16 protein-coding genes are annotated in these 17,898 nt (G+C 59.3%); 7 read left to right on the forward strand and 9 right to left on the reverse strand.

Annotated elements, in window-relative coordinates:
- Nucleotides 1-274 precede the first annotated feature (274 nt).
- The 3 genes from EIY72_RS27665 to EIY72_RS27680 all read right to left on the reverse strand — a co-directional run bounded on the left by EIY72_RS27665 (nucleotide 275) and on the right by EIY72_RS27680 (nucleotide 3,334).
- Nucleotides 275-1,933, reverse strand: coding sequence for a cation acetate symporter (locus tag EIY72_RS27665; protein ID WP_093224736.1), 1,659 nt, complete (start codon nucleotides 1,931-1,933; stop codon nucleotides 275-277).
- Nucleotides 1,930-2,241, reverse strand: a complete 312-nt coding sequence (locus tag EIY72_RS27670; RefSeq protein WP_093224737.1) for a DUF485 domain-containing protein — start codon at nucleotides 2,239-2,241, stop codon at nucleotides 1,930-1,932. Before EIY72_RS27670 ends, EIY72_RS27665 begins: the two co-directional genes overlap by 4 nt.
- Before the next feature lie 241 nt (nucleotides 2,242-2,482).
- A complete protein-coding gene (locus EIY72_RS27680) occupies nucleotides 2,483-3,334 on the reverse strand; it encodes a glycine betaine ABC transporter substrate-binding protein (protein ID WP_093224743.1) in 852 nt (283 codons plus the stop codon).
- A gap of 288 nt (nucleotides 3,335-3,622) precedes the next feature.
- Between EIY72_RS27680 and EIY72_RS27690 the strand changes: the two genes are divergently transcribed.
- A complete protein-coding gene (locus tag EIY72_RS27690; protein ID WP_093230676.1) occupies nucleotides 3,623-5,218 on the forward strand; it encodes a glycoside hydrolase family 17 protein in 1,596 nt (531 codons plus the stop codon).
- Nucleotides 5,219-5,266: 48 nt separating this feature from the next.
- Here EIY72_RS27690 and EIY72_RS27695 read toward each other — a convergent pair whose 3' ends face one another.
- Nucleotides 5,267-6,337 carry an RHS repeat-associated core domain-containing protein gene (locus EIY72_RS27695; RefSeq protein WP_093224749.1) on the reverse strand — a complete coding sequence of 357 codons (1,071 nt, stop codon included), beginning with the start codon at nucleotides 6,335-6,337 and terminating at the stop codon, nucleotides 5,267-5,269.
- A gap of 134 nt (nucleotides 6,338-6,471) precedes the next feature.
- Nucleotides 6,472-6,840 (reverse strand): hypothetical protein, encoded by a 369-nt coding sequence (locus EIY72_RS27700; RefSeq protein WP_093224755.1) that lies wholly within the window; start codon nucleotides 6,838-6,840, stop codon nucleotides 6,472-6,474.
- Between the two features lie 225 nt (nucleotides 6,841-7,065).
- On the opposite strand from EIY72_RS27700, the gene EIY72_RS27705 reads away from it, so the two are divergent.
- Nucleotides 7,066-8,364 (forward strand): serine/threonine protein kinase, encoded by a 1,299-nt coding sequence (locus EIY72_RS27705; RefSeq protein ID WP_093224759.1) that lies wholly within the window; start codon nucleotides 7,066-7,068, stop codon nucleotides 8,362-8,364.
- On the forward strand, nucleotides 8,357-9,145 hold the full coding sequence (locus EIY72_RS27710; RefSeq protein ID WP_093224762.1) for an MlaA family lipoprotein: 789 nt from the start codon (nucleotides 8,357-8,359) through the stop codon (nucleotides 9,143-9,145). Before EIY72_RS27705 ends, EIY72_RS27710 begins: the two co-directional genes overlap by 8 nt.
- A 78-nt stretch (nucleotides 9,146-9,223) precedes the next feature.
- Here the strand turns inward: EIY72_RS27710 and EIY72_RS27715 are convergent, their stop codons facing one another.
- From EIY72_RS27715 to EIY72_RS27735, 4 genes are all read right to left on the reverse strand, one after another.
- Nucleotides 9,224-9,451, reverse strand: coding sequence for an MbtH family protein (locus tag EIY72_RS27715; protein WP_093224765.1), 228 nt, complete (start codon nucleotides 9,449-9,451; stop codon nucleotides 9,224-9,226).
- Between the two features lie 81 nt (nucleotides 9,452-9,532).
- Complete coding sequence (locus EIY72_RS27720) at nucleotides 9,533-10,933, reverse strand: aspartate aminotransferase family protein (protein ID WP_093224767.1); 1,401 nt, start codon at nucleotides 10,931-10,933, stop codon at nucleotides 9,533-9,535.
- 265 nt (nucleotides 10,934-11,198) lie between these two features.
- Nucleotides 11,199-12,524 carry an ATP-binding protein gene (locus tag EIY72_RS27730; RefSeq protein ID WP_093224769.1) on the reverse strand — a complete coding sequence of 442 codons (1,326 nt, stop codon included), beginning with the start codon at nucleotides 12,522-12,524 and terminating at the stop codon, nucleotides 11,199-11,201.
- Nucleotides 12,521-13,201, reverse strand: a complete 681-nt coding sequence (locus EIY72_RS27735; protein ID WP_093224771.1) for a response regulator — start codon at nucleotides 13,199-13,201, stop codon at nucleotides 12,521-12,523. Before EIY72_RS27735 ends, EIY72_RS27730 begins: the two co-directional genes overlap by 4 nt.
- Before the next feature lie 154 nt (nucleotides 13,202-13,355).
- Between EIY72_RS27735 and dsbD the strand changes: the two genes are divergently transcribed.
- The 4 genes from dsbD to EIY72_RS27755 all read left to right on the forward strand — a co-directional run bounded on the left by dsbD (nucleotide 13,356) and on the right by EIY72_RS27755 (nucleotide 17,887).
- Complete coding sequence (dsbD, locus tag EIY72_RS27740) at nucleotides 13,356-15,092, forward strand: protein-disulfide reductase DsbD (protein ID WP_093224773.1); 1,737 nt, start codon at nucleotides 13,356-13,358, stop codon at nucleotides 15,090-15,092.
- Entirely contained in the window at nucleotides 15,092-15,946 is an 855-nt protein-coding gene (locus EIY72_RS27745) for a TlpA disulfide reductase family protein (RefSeq protein ID WP_093224775.1), read from the forward strand. Before dsbD ends, EIY72_RS27745 begins: the two co-directional genes overlap by 1 nt.
- Nucleotides 15,922-16,689: a thiol:disulfide interchange protein DsbG gene (dsbG, locus tag EIY72_RS27750; protein WP_093224777.1), complete on the forward strand. Its 768-nt coding sequence runs from the start codon at nucleotides 15,922-15,924 to the stop codon at nucleotides 16,687-16,689. The genes EIY72_RS27745 and dsbG overlap by 25 nt, the downstream gene beginning before the upstream one ends.
- 253 nt (nucleotides 16,690-16,942) lie before the next feature.
- The gene (locus EIY72_RS27755; protein WP_093224779.1) at nucleotides 16,943-17,887 is read left to right on the forward strand and encodes a hypothetical protein; all 945 of its coding nucleotides are present in this window, start codon (nucleotides 16,943-16,945) and stop codon (nucleotides 17,885-17,887) included.
- Nucleotides 17,888-17,898 lie beyond the last annotated feature (11 nt).

Consider the following 17,898-nt stretch of genomic DNA (forward strand, 5'->3'; position numbering starts at 1 on the left):
CTCATGGTATCTCTCGTGTCCCAAGGCATGATGGGTTTCCCGGCGAAGTTGGCTCGCCGAAAAGTGTCCACCATGTCCCCGCACACCCGTCAACCATGTGTCCGGTCCATACAGGCGTTTGAAAAAGTGACCCGCTGTAAGAGCGGAACCATAAGCAGCCGTTACCGCAGCAACGGATATGTACACAATCAAAAAAACTCAGCCCACGCCCAATAAAAAATGCCCCAATCTCTCGACCAGGGCATTTCCGTTTAACCCAACTTACACAAAAGCCTTAGTGCGAAACCGCCCCACTCGCCCCCAACCCAGTCTGCGAACGCACAAACTGCGGGAAGAACAGCGCCCGCTCGTTATCCGCCGCCGTCGACTTGTCAGTGATCGAGAAGAACCAGATCCCGACAAAGGCAATGATCATCGAGAACAGCGCCGGGTATTCATACGGGAAGATAGCCTTCTCGTGGTGCAGAATCTGCACCCAAATGGTTGGCCCGAGAATCATCAAGCCCACCGCACTGATCAGCCCCAACCAGCCGCCGATCATCGCACCGCGGGTGGTCAGCTTCTTCCAGTACATCGAAAGCAGCAGCACCGGGAAGTTGCAGCTCGCCGCGATGGAGAACGCCAGGCCCACCATGAACGCGATGTTCTGGCTTTCGAACAGAATACCCAGAACGATGGCCAGCACACCCAGCGCGATAGTGGTGATCTTCGAAATGCGAATCTCATCCTTCTCGTTGGCCTTGCCCTTCTTGATCACACTGGCGTACAGGTCGTGAGACACCGCCGAAGCACCGGCCAGGGTCAGACCGGCCACTACCGCCAGGATGGTGGCGAATGCTACGGCCGAGATAAAGCCGAGGAAGATGCTGCCACCCACCGCATCGGCCAGGTGCACCGCCGCCATGTTGTTACCGCCCAGCAAGGCACCTGCTGCATCCTTGAACGCCGGGTTGGTGCTGACCAGCAGAATCGCGCCGAAGCCGATGATGAAGGTCAGGATGTAGAAGTAACCAATGAAACCGGTCGCATACAGCACGCTTTTACGCGCTTCCTTGGCGTCACTCACGGTGAAGAAGCGCATCAGGATGTGCGGCAGGCCGGCGGTACCGAACATCAGTGCCAGACCCAGGGAGAAGGCCGAAATCGGGTCTTTCACCAGACCGCCAGGGCTCATGATCGCTTCACCTTTAGGGTGAACCTTGATCGCCTCGGAGAACAGCATGTTGAAGTCGAAGTTGACGTGCTTCATCACCATCAGCGCCATGAAGGAAGCGCCGGACAGCAACAGCACGGCCTTGATGATCTGCACCCAGGTGGTTGCCAGCATGCCGCCGAACAGCACGTACAGGCACATCAGCACGCCGACCAGGATCACCGCGACATGGTAGTCGAGACCGAACAGCAGCTGGATCAGCTTGCCGGCGCCAACCATCTGCGCGATCAGGTAGAACGCCACCACCACCAGCGAACCGCAGGCGGACAGCGTACGGATCTGGGTTTGCCCCAGACGGTACGAGGCCACGTCGGCAAAGGTGTACTTGCCCAGGTTACGCAAGCGCTCGGCGATCAGGAACAGAATGATCGGCCAGCCCACCAGGAAGCCGATCGAGTAGATCAGTCCGTCGTAGCCAGAGGTGAACACCAGCGCGGAAATACCCAGGAAGGAGGCAGCCGACATGTAGTCACCGGCAATCGCCAGGCCGTTCTGGAAACCGGTGATCTTGCCGCCCGCCGCGTAATAATCGGCCGCCGACTTGTTGCGCTTGGACGCCCAATAGGTGATGCACAGGGTTGCACCGACGAACACCACGAACATCAGGATGGCGGAGACGTTGAGCGGTTGTTTGTGCACTTCCCCGGTCAGGGCATCTGCTGCCCAGACCGCAGGCGCGAACGCCGCGATGCTCAAAAGAGCCAGTAGACGCCGGATCATTGCTGAGCCTCCTTGAGAATCGCATTGTTCAGGTCGTCGAACTCGCCGTTGGCGCGTCGCACATAAATACCGGTCAGGACAAAGGCCGAGACAATCAGCCCCACACCAATGGGAATACCCCAGGTGATGGACGATTCAGGACTGAGTTTGGCTCCGAGTATTTGCGGCCCGTAAGCGATCAAAAGGATGAATGCAGAGTAAAGCCCAAGCATGATCGCCGAGAGAATCCAGGCGAATCGTTCTCTCTTGCTGACCAGCTCCTTGAAGCGCGGGCTGTTTTGAATAGAGAGGTAAATGCTGTCGTTCATTGTTTTTATCCTCGCAGCACAGATTATTGTTGGAACGATATCCACTCTATGCGGCTGCGAGCCAGGTTCCAGACGACCTTAGTATTAGAACGACATGACGTATTCGCCATTCTCAAGCACGCCATAAATAACTGTGGGAGCGAGCCTGCTTGCGATGAGGCCATGACATTCAACATTAACGTTGACTGTTACACCGCCATCGCGAGCAAGCTCGCTCCCACAGGGTGAAGCGAAATGTCGGTTACTTGGTCCAGTCCGCCACACGCTCAGGGTGCTTGGCCACCCAATCCTTCGCTGCCACTTCAGGCTTGGCGCCGTCCTGGATCGCCAACATGACTTCGCCGATTTCGTCTTTCGACGCCCATTGGAAGTTCTTCAGGAACTTGGCCACTTCAGGTGCCTTGGTTGCCAGTTCTTTACTGCCAATGTTGTTCACGGTTTCAGCCGCGCCGTACACGCCCTTCGGATCGTCGAGGAAGCGCAGTTTCCACTTGGCGAACATCCAGTGCGGCACCCAGCCGGTGACGGCGATGGATTCGTTTTTCTTCTCGGCACGGGTCAGCTCGGCGATCATGCCGGCGCCGGAACTGGCCTTGAGTTGATAGCCGGTCAGGTCGTAATCCTTGATCGCCTGATCGGTCTTGAGCATCACGCCTGAACCGGCGTCGATGCCGACAATGCGTTTCTTGAAGCTGTCATCGGTTTTCAGGTCTTCAATGGTCTTGGCCTTGACGTACTCCGGCACGATCAAGCCGATTTTCGCGTCCTTGAAGTTGGGACCGTAATCGACCACCTGGTCTTTGTTCTTGGTCCAGTACTCACCGTGGGTCACCGGTAGCCAGGCCGACAGCATGGCGTCGAGTTTGCCCGTGGCCACGCCCTGCCACATGATCCCGGTCGCGACGGCTTGCAGCTTCACGTCGTAGCCGAGTTTCTGCTTGATCACCTCGGCCGCGACATGGGTGGTCGCCACACTGTCCGACCAGCCGTCAACGTAACCGATGCTCAGGGTCTTGCTCTCGGCATTGGCGAATGTGGAGCCCATCGCAAGTACCAGAGCGGCACCTGCGCCTAAAAGTCGTCGCATCTTCATCGTTACTTCCCCGAAAGTGCTGCGCTCGACGGGTGCCGAGCCGCGTCAACGTATTGTTATGGTGCACAGCGCCCCCATCACGCCTCACCGCAAACTCGCACGAACATCAGCGGAGTACTGACGCCTTCGATCATCAACCTCACGTCGATGACGACCTGCTCTGTCAGCGACACCAACCCGTCGAGAAACGACATCAGAAGGCCATTAATCCGCGGCCCGACACGCTTTGCGACCTGTCCGCCCGAACTTTGCATGTCAAAATCATGCAGGCCACCAAGCTCGCGGCAAATGCAGGTAACATGCGCCGCTTTGCTCCCACACGGCCTGACCATGTCCGCGACCTCCCGCTTCCCGATTGCTGCTTATCTATTCGCTTGCCTGCTGGGGCTCTTCGCCCTCGGTGGCTTCTGGTACGGGCTCGGCAAACCAGTGATCCTGCCCGATGTCGCCAGCGCCACGCACAAGCTGCAATGCGCGTCCTACACACCGTTCGACAAGGACCAGTCACCGTTCGATCAACCGTTCAAGCTGCGTCCCGAGCGCATGGACGCCGACCTCGCGCTGTTGTCCACCCGCTTCGAATGCATCCGCACCTACTCCATGACCGGTCTTGAGGCCCTGCCCGACCTGGCGCGTAAGCACGGTTTGAAATTGATGATCGGCGCCTGGGTCAACAGCAACCCGGTGGACACCGAAAAGGAAGTCGACCTGCTGATCGCCTCGGCCAACGCCAACCCGGATGTGGTCAGCGCGGTGATCGTCGGCAACGAAGCACTGCTGCGCAAAGAGGTGACGGGTGCGCAACTGGCCCGGCTGATCAACAAGGTCAAGAGCCAGGTCAAACAGCCGGTGACCTATGCCGACGTCTGGGAGTTCTGGCTCAAGCACCCGGAAATCGCCCCCGCGGTGGACTTCCTGACCATCCACCTGCTGCCGTACTGGGAAGACGATCCCTCGAACATCGACGCCGCCCTGCAACACGTGGCCGATGTGCGCCAGGTATTCGGCAACAAATTTGCTCCCAAGGATGTGCTGATTGGTGAAACCGGCTGGCCCAGCGAAGGCCGCCAGCGTGAAACCGCACTGCCGAGCCGGGTCAACGAAGCCAAGTTCATTCGGGGTTTTGTTGCCATGGCTGAACAGCAGGGCTGGCACTACAACCTGATCGAAGCCTTCGACCAACCGTGGAAGCGTGCCAGCGAAGGCGCGGTCGGCGGCTACTGGGGGCTGTTCGATGCCGATCGCCAAGACAAGGGTGTACTGGTCGGGCCGGTCACCAACGTGCCGTTCTGGTCGCAATGGCTGGCGGTGGGCGGTTTGATCTTCCTTGGCACATTACTGCTGGGTGGGCGCGTTCGTACGACACGGTCAGCGCTGGTCCTGCCGCTGCTTGGCGCTCTGGCGGCTTGCTCGATTGGCGCCTGGGGTGATCTGGCCCGAGTCACCACACGCTTCACCAGTGAGTGGTTGTGGGTCGCGTTGCTGACCGCACTGAACCTGCTGGTGCTGACCCATGCCGCTTTGGCATTGAGCGCTCGCAACGGATGGCGCGGACTTGCTTTCGACTTCGTCGAGCGTCGTTCGGGCTGGCTGGTGGCGATCGCAGGTTTTGCCGCGGCCGTGATGATGCTGGAACTGGTCTTCGACCCACGCTATCGCAGCTTCCCGAGCGTCGCGTTCATCGTGCCTGCGCTGGTTTACCTGTGCCGCCCGGTGAACGTGCCGCGTCGGGAGATCGCCTTGCTGACCTTCATCATTGGCGCTGGCATTGCGCCGCAACTATTCCGTGAAGGCCTGCAGAATCAGCAGGCCTGGGGTTGGGCGCTGGTGAGTGGGTTGATGGTCGCGGCGTTGTGGCGGTGTTTGCGGATTCGCACTAAGTAAGTCCAGTATCTGAAACGATGATCGGCCTCACCGGTAAGTGGGGCCGATTTATGACGACCGGATCTTCGCAACCCATTTTCGCGTAGCCTGCTCACTGCGGGGATATTTCTTAACATGAATCCCTTCTGCGGTCAGAAAATCTATATCTGCCTGAGTAAGCCGCTCTTGTGCGTACTTCGACAGTTTGTACTGTTGCTGAACTTCAGGAGAGTTTTGATAGCCAGCTTGTGCGAACAAATCTGTCTCACTGTAGCCTTTTGATTTTGCGAATCTGGCGATAGGAGGGAGGGGAGTTGAATCCCTGGCAGCCTTGGCAGCTGTGAACTCTTTACCTATCCGCCGTAGTTTCACTTGATCGTCTGCTTCGTCAATCAACGCATTCATCGGGCTCATTCGTGAATTGTTCCCGGCGGCCCTACTGTTCGAATTGATTGTCGTTGATGTTCCATAACCCTTCCCCGCAGGTCTCGTTGACAAGGGGACATTGCTCAGGACGCTGTTTTTCATTGCTCTCACCCCCTTGCCAACTTGCCGTACGGCGGAAATTGGTGTTGAAACAAGCTGGGTGACTCCACGGATAAACGTCGCAAACTCGCCCCTCGGATCCACTTTATTGACTGGATCCCCCTGACAGTATGCATACGCGTTTACCCCACCCTTCCCAAACGGACTCAAACTATCCGGACAGTTAAACCTCATCAGCACAGGATTGAAGCCCCGATACCCATTCCCCAGCAGGTAATGCCCAGTCACCGGATCTCGCCGCTCGCCATTGAAGCCCAACAGGCTGATCAATCCCCCTTCAGGAGAGCGATTCCCATACGCACAATAGGTCTGTTGCTGACGCTCAGTTGCGGAAATCAGATGCAGAATCGAACGCTGCAAATCAGTCGCTGACAGCAACGACTCGACTTTCCCCGCCTGCCATTGCTGCTGCGCTAATGGCTGCGCTTCATGCTCAAACAGGGAGAACCACACTTGCCCCTGTATCTCGGTGGCCAACCGTTCTTTTCGGTAGAAGCGCTGAAGGATTGGCTGACTTAGCGGGGCATAACCCGCAACCCGATCCAGCGGGTCGCAGTGATAGCGACACAGTAATGTGGCTGGCTGAGCAGTCATGGCGGGCTCCGATCCATATCCGGCGTCTGGATGGCTAGATTCGGAGTTATCAAGCGGGGCGTCTACTATCAGAACTGCTAGGTAAGGCTTGAAAGCCGCGCTCAATCAGTGACCGAGACGGCCCCATCACCAGATCACGCACTGCGGGACGCCCTGACCAGACGCAACCCGGCAATCACCACCGCAAACACCGCCAGTGTCGTGTTGTACAACGCCAGTGCCGGGAAGCCGAGCACCAACGCCAGCACCGCCAGCCACCACCCTGCCCGCCCGGGTACGACAAAACCGATCACAGCAGCGGCCACCGCCGCCCAACCCAATACGGCGAAGTGAATCATCAGCCCCAGGTTCGAACGCACGCCACATTCCCAACGGCTCGCTTCGTCTACGCAAATGCCGACCCATTGCGCGTCTTCCATGAAGCCATAACGCGCGCCATAACTGGCGGCCAGCCAGACAGGCAGCAAAACAAGCAGCAGAATCACGGGCAGACGGCGGGACATGAAGCACTCCAAAAGGCGAAAAACGGCGGCCAGCTTAATCGCCCGAAAGCGTTTCGCAAGCTATAACAACTGTTAACTGGTCATTCAATCGCTGCAAAGTGTATCGTCCAGCTACTATTACTTCGAAATTAGGCCTGTTTGGTGCCGATGCGTGGCACTTTGGCGCAAATCCGGTGGTCATAGCCTGCGAAATCCAATCGGCACCTTCTTCTAAGGGATTTAGTCATGTTCCGTTCCTTGCGCTTCGCCGCCCTGTTTGGTGGCCTGATATTGAGTGCGTCTGCACTGGCGGTCGATATTGACGCAGCCAGCTATGGCTATCCCCTGACCAACCCGTTCGAGGCAACCATTGCCACCACGCCACCGGACCTGCGTCCGGAGTTGCCTCGCGAAGATGACATCAACCAGTCAATACGCAGCGTCACCCTGCGCCCGGAGCGCGCGTTCGAATTGCCGGACAACTTCTGGGCGGTGAAGAAACTCGACTACCGCATCGCCACCCAGGATCACGCTGCACCGCTGATTTTCCTGATCGCCGGCACCGGCGCACGTTATGACAGCAGCCTCAACGAGTACCTGAAAAAGCTCTACTACAAGGCCGGCTATCACGTGGTGCAGTTGTCCTCGCCGACCAGCTATGACTTCATCAGCTCCGCCTCACGCTTTGCCACCCCGGGCATTTCCAAGGAAGACGCCGAAGACTTGTATCGGGTGATGCAGGCCGTGCGGGCGCAGAACCCCAAGGTGCCGGTCACCGACTATTACCTGACCGGCTACAGCCTGGGCGCACTGGATGCGGCGTTCGTCTCGCACCTGGATGAAACCCGCCGCAGCTTCAACTTCAAGAAAGTCCTGTTGCTCAACCCGCCGGTCAACCTCTACACCTCGATCACCAACCTCGACAAGCTGGTGCAAACCGAAGTCAAGGGCATCAACAACAGCACCACCTTCTATGAGCTGGTGCTGAACAAACTGACCCGCTACTTCCAGCAGAAGGGTTACATCGACCTCAACGACGCGCTGCTGTACGACTTCCAGCAATCCAAACAGCATTTGACCAATGAGCAGATGGCCATGCTGATCGGTACGTCGTTCCGTTTCTCGGCGGCCGACATTGCATTTACTTCGGACCTGATCAACCGTCGAGGCCTGATCACCCCGCCGAAGTTTCCGATCACCGAAGGCACCAGCCTCACGCCTTTCCTCAAACGCGCCCTGCAATGCGACTTCGACTGCTATATCACCGAGCAGGTGATTCCGATGTGGCGCGCCCGCACTGATGGCGGCAGTTTGCTGCAACTGATTGACCAGGTCAGCCTCTATGCGTTGAAGGACTATCTGCACGAAAGCCCGAAAATCGCGGTCATGCATAACGCCGACGACGTGATCCTCGGCCCTGGCGACCTGGGCTTCCTGCGCAAGACGTTTGGCGATCGCCTGACCGTTTATCCGTACGGCGGCCATTGCGGCAACCTTAACTACCGCGTCAACAGCGACGCCATGCTGGAGTTCTTCCGTGGCTAAATATCTCCTGCTTTTCGCAGCGTTACTCTGTGCAGGCGTCGCGCAAGCCGACAACAGCAAGGCCAATGCTCCTGTCGTGGTCGACAGTGACGGTTTCAAGGAGCCGCTGAGCAAACTTACATTCAACCCGGGCCTGGACCAGCGTGAATTCGAGCGTTCGACGCTCAACGCCCTGAACGTCTACGACCCGCTGGAGGAGTGGAACCGCCGCGTTTACCACTTCAACTACCGCTTCGACCAGTGGGTGTTCCTGCCGGTGGTCAACGGTTATCGCTACGTCACACCGAGCTTCCTGCGCACCGGCGTCAGCAACTTTTTCAACAACCTTGGCGACGTGCCAAACCTGTTGAACAGCCTGCTGCAACTCAAGGGCCAGCGCTCGCTGGAGACCACCGGACGCCTGCTGCTCAACACCACCCTGGGCATTGCCGGCCTGTGGGACCCGGCGACCGCGATGGGCTTGCCGCGCCAGAGCGAAGACTTCGGCCAGACCCTGGGTTTCTATGGAGTACCAGGCGGCGCCTACTTCGTATTGCCGATCCTCGGCCCGTCCAACCTGCGTGACACCGCGGGCCTCGCCGTCGATTTCACTGCCGAGAACGCGATCAACTTCCTCAATGTGGCTGAAGTCAGCTCCAACCACCCCGAAGTCTGGATCCTGCGCGGCATCGACAAGCGTTATCAGACCAGCTTCCGTTATGGTCAGATGAACTCGCCTTTCGAGTATGAAAAGGTGCGCTACGTGTACACCGAAGCACGCAAGTTGCAGATCGCCGAGTAACCTCGGCGACCTAACTCCCCTGATGAAAAAGCCCGCTGACCGTCACCGGTTCAGCGGGCTTTTTCTTGCGCGAAGACTTCAGTTGGCCGTGGCCGCCTGCTCTTGCATTTTCTGGCGCAAGCTCAGCGGACGCATGTCGGTCCAGGTTTCCTCGATATAGGCCAGGCAATCTTTTTTCAAACCGCTTTTGCCCACGGTGCGCCAGCCTTGGGGCACGGCCTTGTACTCCGGCCAGATCGAATATTGCTCTTCATGGTTGACCACGACCTGAAAGAGGATGTCTTCGCGATCGAATACTGACGTCATGCTGTCTCTCCATCGTTGTAAGGCGTGCTGCACGCTGTGTGCAGCCGTCATGTAGAAGGAACGTCGGGAGCGGCGGAAAATTTAAAGACTGACGACGGCTGCTGCCAACGCCCGGCCAAAGATGTCGGCGACCTGGTCGATTTCAGCGGCGGTGATCACCAGCGGCGGCAGAAAGCGCACCACGGCGCCGTGACGTCCGCCCAGTTCAAGAATCAACCCGCGTTTCAGGCATTCGCGCTGAACCAGCGGTGCCAGGCGCGCGAACACCGGCGGATGACCGAGTGCGTCCGGCGTGCCTGTCGGGTCCACCAGTTCGACGCCGAGCATCAGGCCGCGACCGCGGACGTCGCCCAACTGCGGGAAATCCCGCTGCAGGATTCGCAAATGTTCGGCGAGGCGTTCGCCCATGCGGGTGGCATGTTCGCAAACCTTGTGCTCGACCAGATAACGCATCACGGCCGAGCCTGCGGCCATAGCCATCTGATTACCGCGGAAGGTACCGGCATGGGCGCCGGGCAACCAGGTGTCGAGCCAATCGCGGTAAACCACCACCGCCAATGGCAGACTGCCGCCGATGGCTTTGGACATCACCACCACGTCAGGAATGATGCCGGCGTGCTCGAAGGCGAACATCTTGCCGGTGCGGGCGAAGCCACTCTGGATTTCGTCGACGATCAGCGCCACGCCCGCCTGCTCGGTGATCCGCCGCAGGCCGCGAAGCCAGTCCAGATCGGCCGGAATCACCCCGCCCTCGCCCTGCACCACCTCGACAATCACCGCCGCCGGCAACTGCACGCCGGCTTCGGGATCGTTGAGCAAATTGTCCAGATAGTTCAGGTTGGCCTTGATCCCCTGCTCCCCGCCCAAGCCGAACGGGCAACGGTAATCGTAGGGGTATGGCATGAACTGCACACCGCTGCTGAGCAAGGCACCCAGGGGCTTTTTCGGGCCGAGGCTGCCCATCAAGCTCAGCGCGCCCTGGCTCATGCCGTGATAACCGCCCTGGAACGACAATACCGTGCTGCGGCCGGTGGCCGTACGCACAAGCTTCAATGCAGCTTCAACAGCGTCCGTGCCGGTGGGGCCACAGAACTGAATCTTCGCCTCGGCGGCCATCGCTTCGGGTAGCAGGGCAAACAGGTCTTGAACGAATTGGTCCTTGACTGGTGTCGTCAGGTCGAGGGTATGCAGGGGCAGTTCATCGGCCAGTACGTGCTGGATGGCCTCGATCACCACCGGATGGTTGTGGCCCAGGGCCAAGGTTCCGGCGCCGGCCAGGCAGTCTATGAAGGTGCGTCCTTCGACATCCTCGACATGGATACCCTTGGCTCGCTTGAGCGCCAGGGGAATACGCCGGGGGTAGCTGCGGGCGTTGGATTCCTGGCGACTCTGCCGCGCCAGCAACGGCGACTCGTTGAACTGATAAAGCGTTTCGGCAGGCGTCGCCGGCTGCGCTTCGATAAGGCTGGTGGCGAATGACATCTCTCGACCCCTCAATACGCTGTGGATAGTGACCAGAACTGCACACCGGACAGGTGCGCGTACCGGTCATGGGGCGCACTTGTCAGGATTTCCTGTTCTGGAAACGCTTCAGCGAGGGGAGGATTTAGCGCAGATTTTCTGAAGATCAGCGTCGTAATCTGTGGGAGCGAGCTTGCTCGCGATGGCGACCGTACATTCAACATTAATGCTGCCTGGCTTGACGCTATCGCGAGCAAGCTCGCCCCCACGAAGGGATGGAGCTCTGTCAGACACTTTGCAGCGGCATGGTCAGCTCCACCCGCAGGCCATCCGGGCGACTGTCGAAATGCAGGGTGCAACCGCAGCGCTGGACGATGGCCTGGACAATCGCCAGCCCAAGGCCACACCCGGTGCTCTGACCGTTGCGCCAGAAGCGCTGGGTCAAATGTTGCAGGTCTTCCTGGGCAATCCCCGGCCCATGGTCACGCACCACGAACTGCACACGGTTGCCGACGGTTTCCAGGCTCAACTCCACCGCCTTATCGGAGGGGGTATGGCGCAAGGCGTTGTCGAGCAAATTGCGCAGCGCAGCAATCGACAGCACCGCAGGCATCTGTACCGGCGCCTCGGACGCCTTGGCCGGCCGTTGAAAATGAATGCGGTGGCGATCAGCGCTGGCGGCATCCTGTATGGCCAGCTTCGCCACTTGCTCGGCGTTGCATTGCACACCGTCATCGAACGACAAGCTGCCTTCGACCCGGGCCAACAGCAGCAACTGCTCGAGCGTGCGGTGCATGCGGTCGGCGCCCTCTTCGGCCCGGGCCAGGGATTGGTCCCGCGCCGCGCCGTCGGTCATGCGCGCCACTTGCAGATGGGTCTTGATCGCCGTCAGCGGGCTGCGCAATTCATGGGCGGCGTCACCGGTCAACCGCCGCTCGCGTTCAATGGTTTTGCCGATGCGCTGGAGTAACTGATTCTGAGTTTCCAGCAACGGCTGCAACTCACTGGGCAGTGGCTGGATCTGCAAGGGTTCAAGGGAGTCGGCGCTGCGCCGCATCAAGGCATCACGCATGCGGTTAAGCGGCGCCAATCCTTGGCCAATACCCAGCCAGAGCAGGCAGACGCACCCGAGCAAGGCCACCCCGACCGGCACCGACGCCGCCAGCAGGATCGACATGTTCAACGCCTCGCGCTCGATCTGCCGATCAGCCGTAGTGATGCGCAAATCGCCGCGGGCCAGGGTGAAACTGCGCCAGGGTGCGCCGTCGATCATCTGGTCGTGAAAGCCGAGTCTTTCAGCCTCCAGGGTTTGCTGCGGGTCGCTATGGCTGCGGGCGAGGATTTCCCCGCGCAACGAACTGACCTGACAGGCCATGCCTCCGGGCACGTTCAGTTGCTCGGCACTGAAATGCGTACCCTCGCCCTTGCTCGGCACCGGCGGCAGTTGCTCCATCAGGCCGGCGACCATGCGCGCCGATGCCACCAGGCGCTGGTCGAGGGAGAACATCATCTGATTGCGCAGATCGCTGAGCATCCAGGCCGCCGCCAAGGCCCAGATCAGCGCAAAAGCGACGCCGAGCGTCAGGCTCAGGCGCAAACGCAGGCTCATCACTTCGATTCTTCTCCGCCATCAGCCGGCCCCAGGCGATAGCCCAGGCCACGCACGGTTTCGACGATGCCGTTGCCGAGCTTGCGCCGCAGGTGATGGATATGGACGTTGAGGGCGTTGCTCTCCAGTTCATCGTTGAAACCGTAGACGCTGTCCTTGAGTTGCTCGGTCGACAGCACCCGGCCACGGTTATGCAGCAATGCCTGCAACAAAGACTGCTCACGGCGCGACAGATCCACTGGCTGACCACACAGGGTGGTTTCGCGGCTGCTCGGGTCGTAAGTCAGGGTACCGTGCTCGATCAGGTTGACGCTGCGCCCAGCCACGCGCCGCAACAGCGTGTGCAGGCGCGCCGCCAGTTCGCGCAGGTCGAAGGGTTTGAGCAGGTAATCGTCGGCGCCCGCCTGCAAGCCGTCGACACGATCGGTGACCGAGTCCCGGGCGGTCAGAATCAGCACCGGCAACTCCATCCCGCCCTGGCGCAACTGCTGCAACAGCTTCAGGCCGTCTTCATCCGGCAGGCCGAGGTCGAGTACCATCACGTCGAATTCAGCCACCTTGAGCATCGCCCGGGCAGCGGATGCCGTGGCGACGTGTTCCACCGTCAGCCCCTGGGCCGTCAGGCCGGCAACGATGCCGCTGGCGATCAGTTCATCGTCTTCGCAAACCAGTACATGCATGGGGAGTCCCGTATAAATAAAGCAGATCAAGCCACTGACCGATTAAGCGGACATTATGCCGCAAGCGCCTTGCCCACAAGGGCGACGCGGTTAATCATCGGTTAATCGCCACCGTCCATCGTTGCCCCTACTTGCACAGGGAAAAGGCTTACCCATGCGTCGACTGTTTTTACTGTTTCTCGTCCTGATCTCGGGCCTGGCCCAGGCCGGGACCAATCCGTTCGAAACCAAACCCGAATTCCTTCCGGTTGATAAGGCCTTTACCTTTACCTCCGAGCGGCTGGAGTCGGGTGAAACCCAGCTGTACTGGCAGATCACTGACGGTTACTACCTCTATCAGAAACGTCTGAAGTTCGACGGACTGCCGGCCGAACACCATCCCGCGCTGCCGGAGGGGGAATCCCACAGCGACGAATTTTTCGGTGAGCAACCGGTTTACCGTCAAGGCCTGGAGCTAAAGATTCCCGCTGGCGCCAGCGGCCAGGTCAAGGTTAGTTATCAGGGCTGTGCCGACGCCGGCTTGTGTTACCCACCGCAGACCAAGGTCGTCGACCTGGGCGGTAACGGTGCAGTGAACACCACCGACGAAGCGCCCGATCAAGCCCTGGCCAGCGGCCTGCAACAACGCGCGCTGGGCTGGAGCCTGTTGGTGTTCTTCGGTCTTGGCCTGTTGCTGGCGTTTACCCCCTGCACCCTGCCGATGTTACCAATCCTGGCCGGGCTGATTGTTGGCAGCGGCGCATCGCCACGGCGCGGCCTGGTCCTGGCCACCAGTTATGTGGTGAGCATGGCGCTGGTCTATGCGGCGATGGGTGTGCTGGCTGCATCGCTCGGGGCGAACCTGCAGGCCTGGCTGCAAAACCCATGGCTACTGGGTACTTTCGCAGCGATTTTCGTCTTGCTGGCCCTGCCGATGTTCGGCTTCTTCGAACTGCAATTGCCGGTGGCCGTGCGTGATCGCCTGGAAAACGTCTCGCGCAATCAGCGCGGCGGCAGCCTGGTCGGTGCCGGTGTGCTGGGCGCCTTGTCCGGCCTGCTGGTCGGCCCATGCATGACCGCACCGCTGGCCGGGGCCCTGCTCTACATCGCGCAGAGCGGTAATGCCTTGCACGGTGGCTTGATCCTGTTCGCCATGGGCATCGGTATCGGTGTGCCGCTGTTGTTGCTGGTCACTGTCGGCAATCGCTTCCTGCCCAAGCCCGGCGCCTGGATGAACCTGCTCAAGGGCGTGTTCGGTTTCCTGTTCCTCGCCACCGCGCTGCTGATGTTGCGCCCGGTGCTCGACCCATCGCTGTGGGTCGGCCTGTGCGGTGCCCTGCTATTGATTGCTGCGTATTGCGCCTGGAAACAGTCGGAAGGCTTTGGCCATATCGCTCAGTTCTTCGGCGCCAGTTCCCTGTTGATGGGTTTGTGGGGCGGGTTGCTGGTGATCGGAGCCGCCGGTGGTGGCGATAGCCTGTTCAAGCCACTGGAGGTCTACCGCGCAGCGAATACCTCCGTTGCCAGCGCAGCGGTCGGCCATGACGCCTTTACCACCGTCAAGGACCCGCAAGCGCTGCAACGTGAACTCGACGCCGCCCGGGCGCAGGGGCAATGGGTGCTGCTGGACTACTACGCGGACTGGTGCGTGTCGTGCAAGGTCATGGAGAAAACCGTGTTCGGCAAACCTCAGGTCCTGGAAGCCTTGAGCGATGTTCGCCTGCTGCGGCTCGACGTCACCGCCGACAACGCTGCCAGTCGCGAATTGCTCGGTCGCTACAAAGTGCCAGGGCCTCCGAGCTTCGTCTGGATCGGCGCCGATGGCGAAGAGCGTCGCGGCCAGCGCATCACCGGCGAAGTCGATGCAGAAACCTTCCTGCAGCGCTGGACCACTGCCCGAGACGCTCGCTGATGCTGACCTTTACCCTGGGCACCTTCGCCATTGCGCTCAATCATCTGCTGCTGATCAGTGCCCTGGCGCTGGCCACTTTTGTCGGCTGGCGGGTGGCCAAGCGTGGTGGAGACAACCCCGAGTCGGCGCTGTTCAGCCTGTTTCTGCTGGGCATGCTCGTCGCCCGGATCAGCTTCGTGGTGGTCTACTGGACTCACTACCGCAACGATCCGTGGCAGATGATCGACCTGCGTGACGGCGGTTTCCTCGCCTGGCCAGGTGTGATTGCAGTGCTGCTCGCCACGCTGTATCGCGGCTGGCGACGTCCGGGTTTACGCCGGCCACTGGGGTTCGGCGTGGCCAGCGGCCTGGGGTTCTGGTTGCTGGCCACATTGTCCCTGTCGATCTACGAGCAAGGCACACGCCTGCCGGACATTGCCCTGCGCAATGCCGCCGGTGAAACCGTGCAACTGGCCGACTACCAGGGTGGTCCGCTGGTGATCAACCTCTGGGCCACCTGGTGCCCGCCTTGTCGCCGGGAAATGCCGGTGCTGGAAAACGCCCAGCAGAATCGCCCGGACCTGACCTTCCTGTTCGTCAACCAGGCCGAAAGCATGCAAAGCGTTGCCACCTTCCTGGAAACCCAGGGCCTGAGCCTGACCAACGTCCTGTTCGATGGCGGTGGCCGCCTGGGTCAGGCCGTCGGCTCCATGGCCTTGCCAACTACGCTGTTCTATAGCCCTGACGGTCGCCTGTTGGGCAGCCATCTGGGCGAACTGTCGGAAGCCAGCCTGGCCCGAGCACTGGAAAGCTTCGACACCACCCCCGCCCACTCCTCAAGGAAACTGCCATGCCCCGCCTCCGCCACCTGCTGACCCTTGGCCTCGGTGCCGCCCTGCTGCACCTGCCGTTGGTGCAGGCAGAAGAGTTGCCCGAGGCGATCAAGAAGATCGAAGCCAAGGGCGCGAAAATCGTTGGCCAGTTCGACGCGCCGGATGGCTTGCGTGGTTACGCCGCGCAGTACCAGAGCCGCGGCATGGCACTGTACCTGACCCCGGACGGCAAACACGTGCTGCTCGGCAACCTGTATGACGCCGACGGCAATGACCTGAGCAGTGCCCCCCTGCAAAAACTGGTGTACGCGCCGATGGCCAAGGAAGTCTGGGCGAAGTTTGAAACCAGCAACTGGATCGGCGACGGCAACAAGGACGCGCCGCGCGTGGTGTACCTGTTCAGCGACCCGAACTGCCCGTACTGCAACATGTTCTGGGAACAGGCTCGTCCCTGGGTCAAGGCCGGCAAGGTACAGTTGCGCCACATCATGGTCGGCATCATCCGCGAAGACAGCCCGGGCAAATCCGCCGCGCTGCTCGCCGCCAAAGACCCGGAAAAAGCCCTGAGGGACCACGAAGCCGCAGGCAAAACCAGCTCACTCAAAGCCTTGAAGGAAGTCCCCGCGGCTGTTCAGGCGAAACTCGCGGCCAACATGCAGTTGATGGAAGACCTGGAGTTACAGGCGACGCCGGCGATTTTCTACATGGATGACAAGGGTGAGTTACAGCAACAGCAGGGCGCACCGTCGCCGGACAAACTGGTGGCAATTCTGGGACCGAAGTAGTCGGTTTTCCTGAAGCTGATCGTTCCCGCTCTGAGTGGGAATGATCTGCTTCCTGCTCAGTGAACAACTTCACCTCCCCTGATTGGCAAACCTATTACTTCTGCAGACTTGAACAGTCACTATCAACGACAACCAAACCTTGACCACGCAATAAATTCACATCTAAAAATACGGCAACCCCAGCAACAAAACATATAATCGCATTCGCAAAAAACAACACCAACTCACCCAACATTTTTTCAAGGATGAAACAATGATCAGTGACTTCACCCGCAATTTCGAGCGTAGCGCCACTATCACCGAACTTAAACTATCCATGACGATAGGCGACGAGTACTGGGCTGGCACCGACGACAACCTCTATCTCAGTCTGGGTCATGAAAACAAACTGCAATTACTTGCCGACACCCCAAGAGTCGGTGAAAACATTACAATCGATGTCGATATTCAACGACTGTTCGGCCGAAGCAGCATTCACATCAGTGAACTCAGCCACGTGTCGCTTCACCAGTTTCCAACCGACCATCCGCTGAGCAACGATGACTGGGAGCTGGACTCTTTGGTTTTTATCGCTAACGGTATATTTACCAACTCCTCCTTCACCAAAGTCCAGCGCTGGCTCGGAAACCACTCCACGCATCTACGACAAGTCTGGGCCGGCCAGATAAAATGGTCACAGTGGTCAAACTCGGACCTGCGCCCCATTGATCTGAACACTCAAACCTATCCGGTAAGATGGCTCCCCTACATTGCTGATCTTAAAGCGTGGCGAACCTACGACCCATCGAAGATAGACGGGGTCGGGCAATTAGTCGGCATGATCGATGGAAAGCTGATCGGTGAAGTGTTGAAAACACGGCAAACCGAGGTGATTTCACCGAACAGCAACAGTGATAGCTATACTTGGGTATATACACCTGAAGGTTCAATTATTTACCGACGCTGGAAACACACGGACACTGGGGACTATATTAGACATAGCCAACTGGGGAGCGGTCGCCCAGTTATCTGCGCGGGCGAATTCAGAGTTGAAACATCTACCCACCCGATAAAACAGGTTATTGCCCATATCAACGACGCATCAGGGCACTACCAACCGGACGGTGGTGCGTGTTTGAGATATGTTGCCGAGAAGCTTCAGGCATTGGGTATAGATACAAGCGAAACGCAGTGGTATTGGAAACCCGGGCCTTCCTGAACAGGCCAACA

This window comes from Pseudomonas vancouverensis (genome assembly GCF_004348895.1).
GTDB classification, from domain to species: domain Bacteria; phylum Pseudomonadota; class Gammaproteobacteria; order Pseudomonadales; family Pseudomonadaceae; genus Aquipseudomonas; species Aquipseudomonas vancouverensis.

Coding starts and splice junctions, on each gene's coding strand:
- EIY72_RS27700 (WP_093224755.1), bottom strand. CDS start 6,840: ATGTCCCGCCGTCTGCCCGTGATTCTGCTGCTTGTTTTGCTGCCTGTC.
- EIY72_RS27735 (WP_093224771.1), bottom strand. CDS start 13,201: ATGCATGTACTGGTTTGCGAAGACGATGAACTGATCGCCAGCGGCATC.
- dsbD (WP_093224773.1), top strand. CDS start 13,356: ATGCGTCGACTGTTTTTACTGTTTCTCGTCCTGATCTCGGGCCTGGCC.
- dsbG (WP_093224777.1), top strand. CDS start 15,922: ATGCCCCGCCTCCGCCACCTGCTGACCCTTGGCCTCGGTGCCGCCCTG.
- EIY72_RS27715 (WP_093224765.1), bottom strand. CDS start 9,451: ATGACGTCAGTATTCGATCGCGAAGACATCCTCTTTCAGGTCGTGGTC.
- EIY72_RS27690 (WP_093230676.1), top strand. CDS start 3,623: ATGCAGGTAACATGCGCCGCTTTGCTCCCACACGGCCTGACCATGTCC.
- EIY72_RS27755 (WP_093224779.1), top strand. CDS start 16,943: ATGATCAGTGACTTCACCCGCAATTTCGAGCGTAGCGCCACTATCACC.
- EIY72_RS27695 (WP_093224749.1), bottom strand. CDS start 6,337: ATGACTGCTCAGCCAGCCACATTACTGTGTCGCTATCACTGCGACCCG.
- EIY72_RS27745 (WP_093224775.1), top strand. CDS start 15,092: ATGCTGACCTTTACCCTGGGCACCTTCGCCATTGCGCTCAATCATCTG.
- EIY72_RS27680 (WP_093224743.1), bottom strand. CDS start 3,334: ATGAAGATGCGACGACTTTTAGGCGCAGGTGCCGCTCTGGTACTTGCG.
- EIY72_RS27665 (WP_093224736.1), bottom strand. CDS start 1,933: ATGATCCGGCGTCTACTGGCTCTTTTGAGCATCGCGGCGTTCGCGCCT.
- EIY72_RS27720 (WP_093224767.1), bottom strand. CDS start 10,933: ATGTCATTCGCCACCAGCCTTATCGAAGCGCAGCCGGCGACGCCTGCC.
- EIY72_RS27670 (WP_093224737.1), bottom strand. CDS start 2,241: ATGAACGACAGCATTTACCTCTCTATTCAAAACAGCCCGCGCTTCAAG.
- EIY72_RS27705 (WP_093224759.1), top strand. CDS start 7,066: ATGTTCCGTTCCTTGCGCTTCGCCGCCCTGTTTGGTGGCCTGATATTG.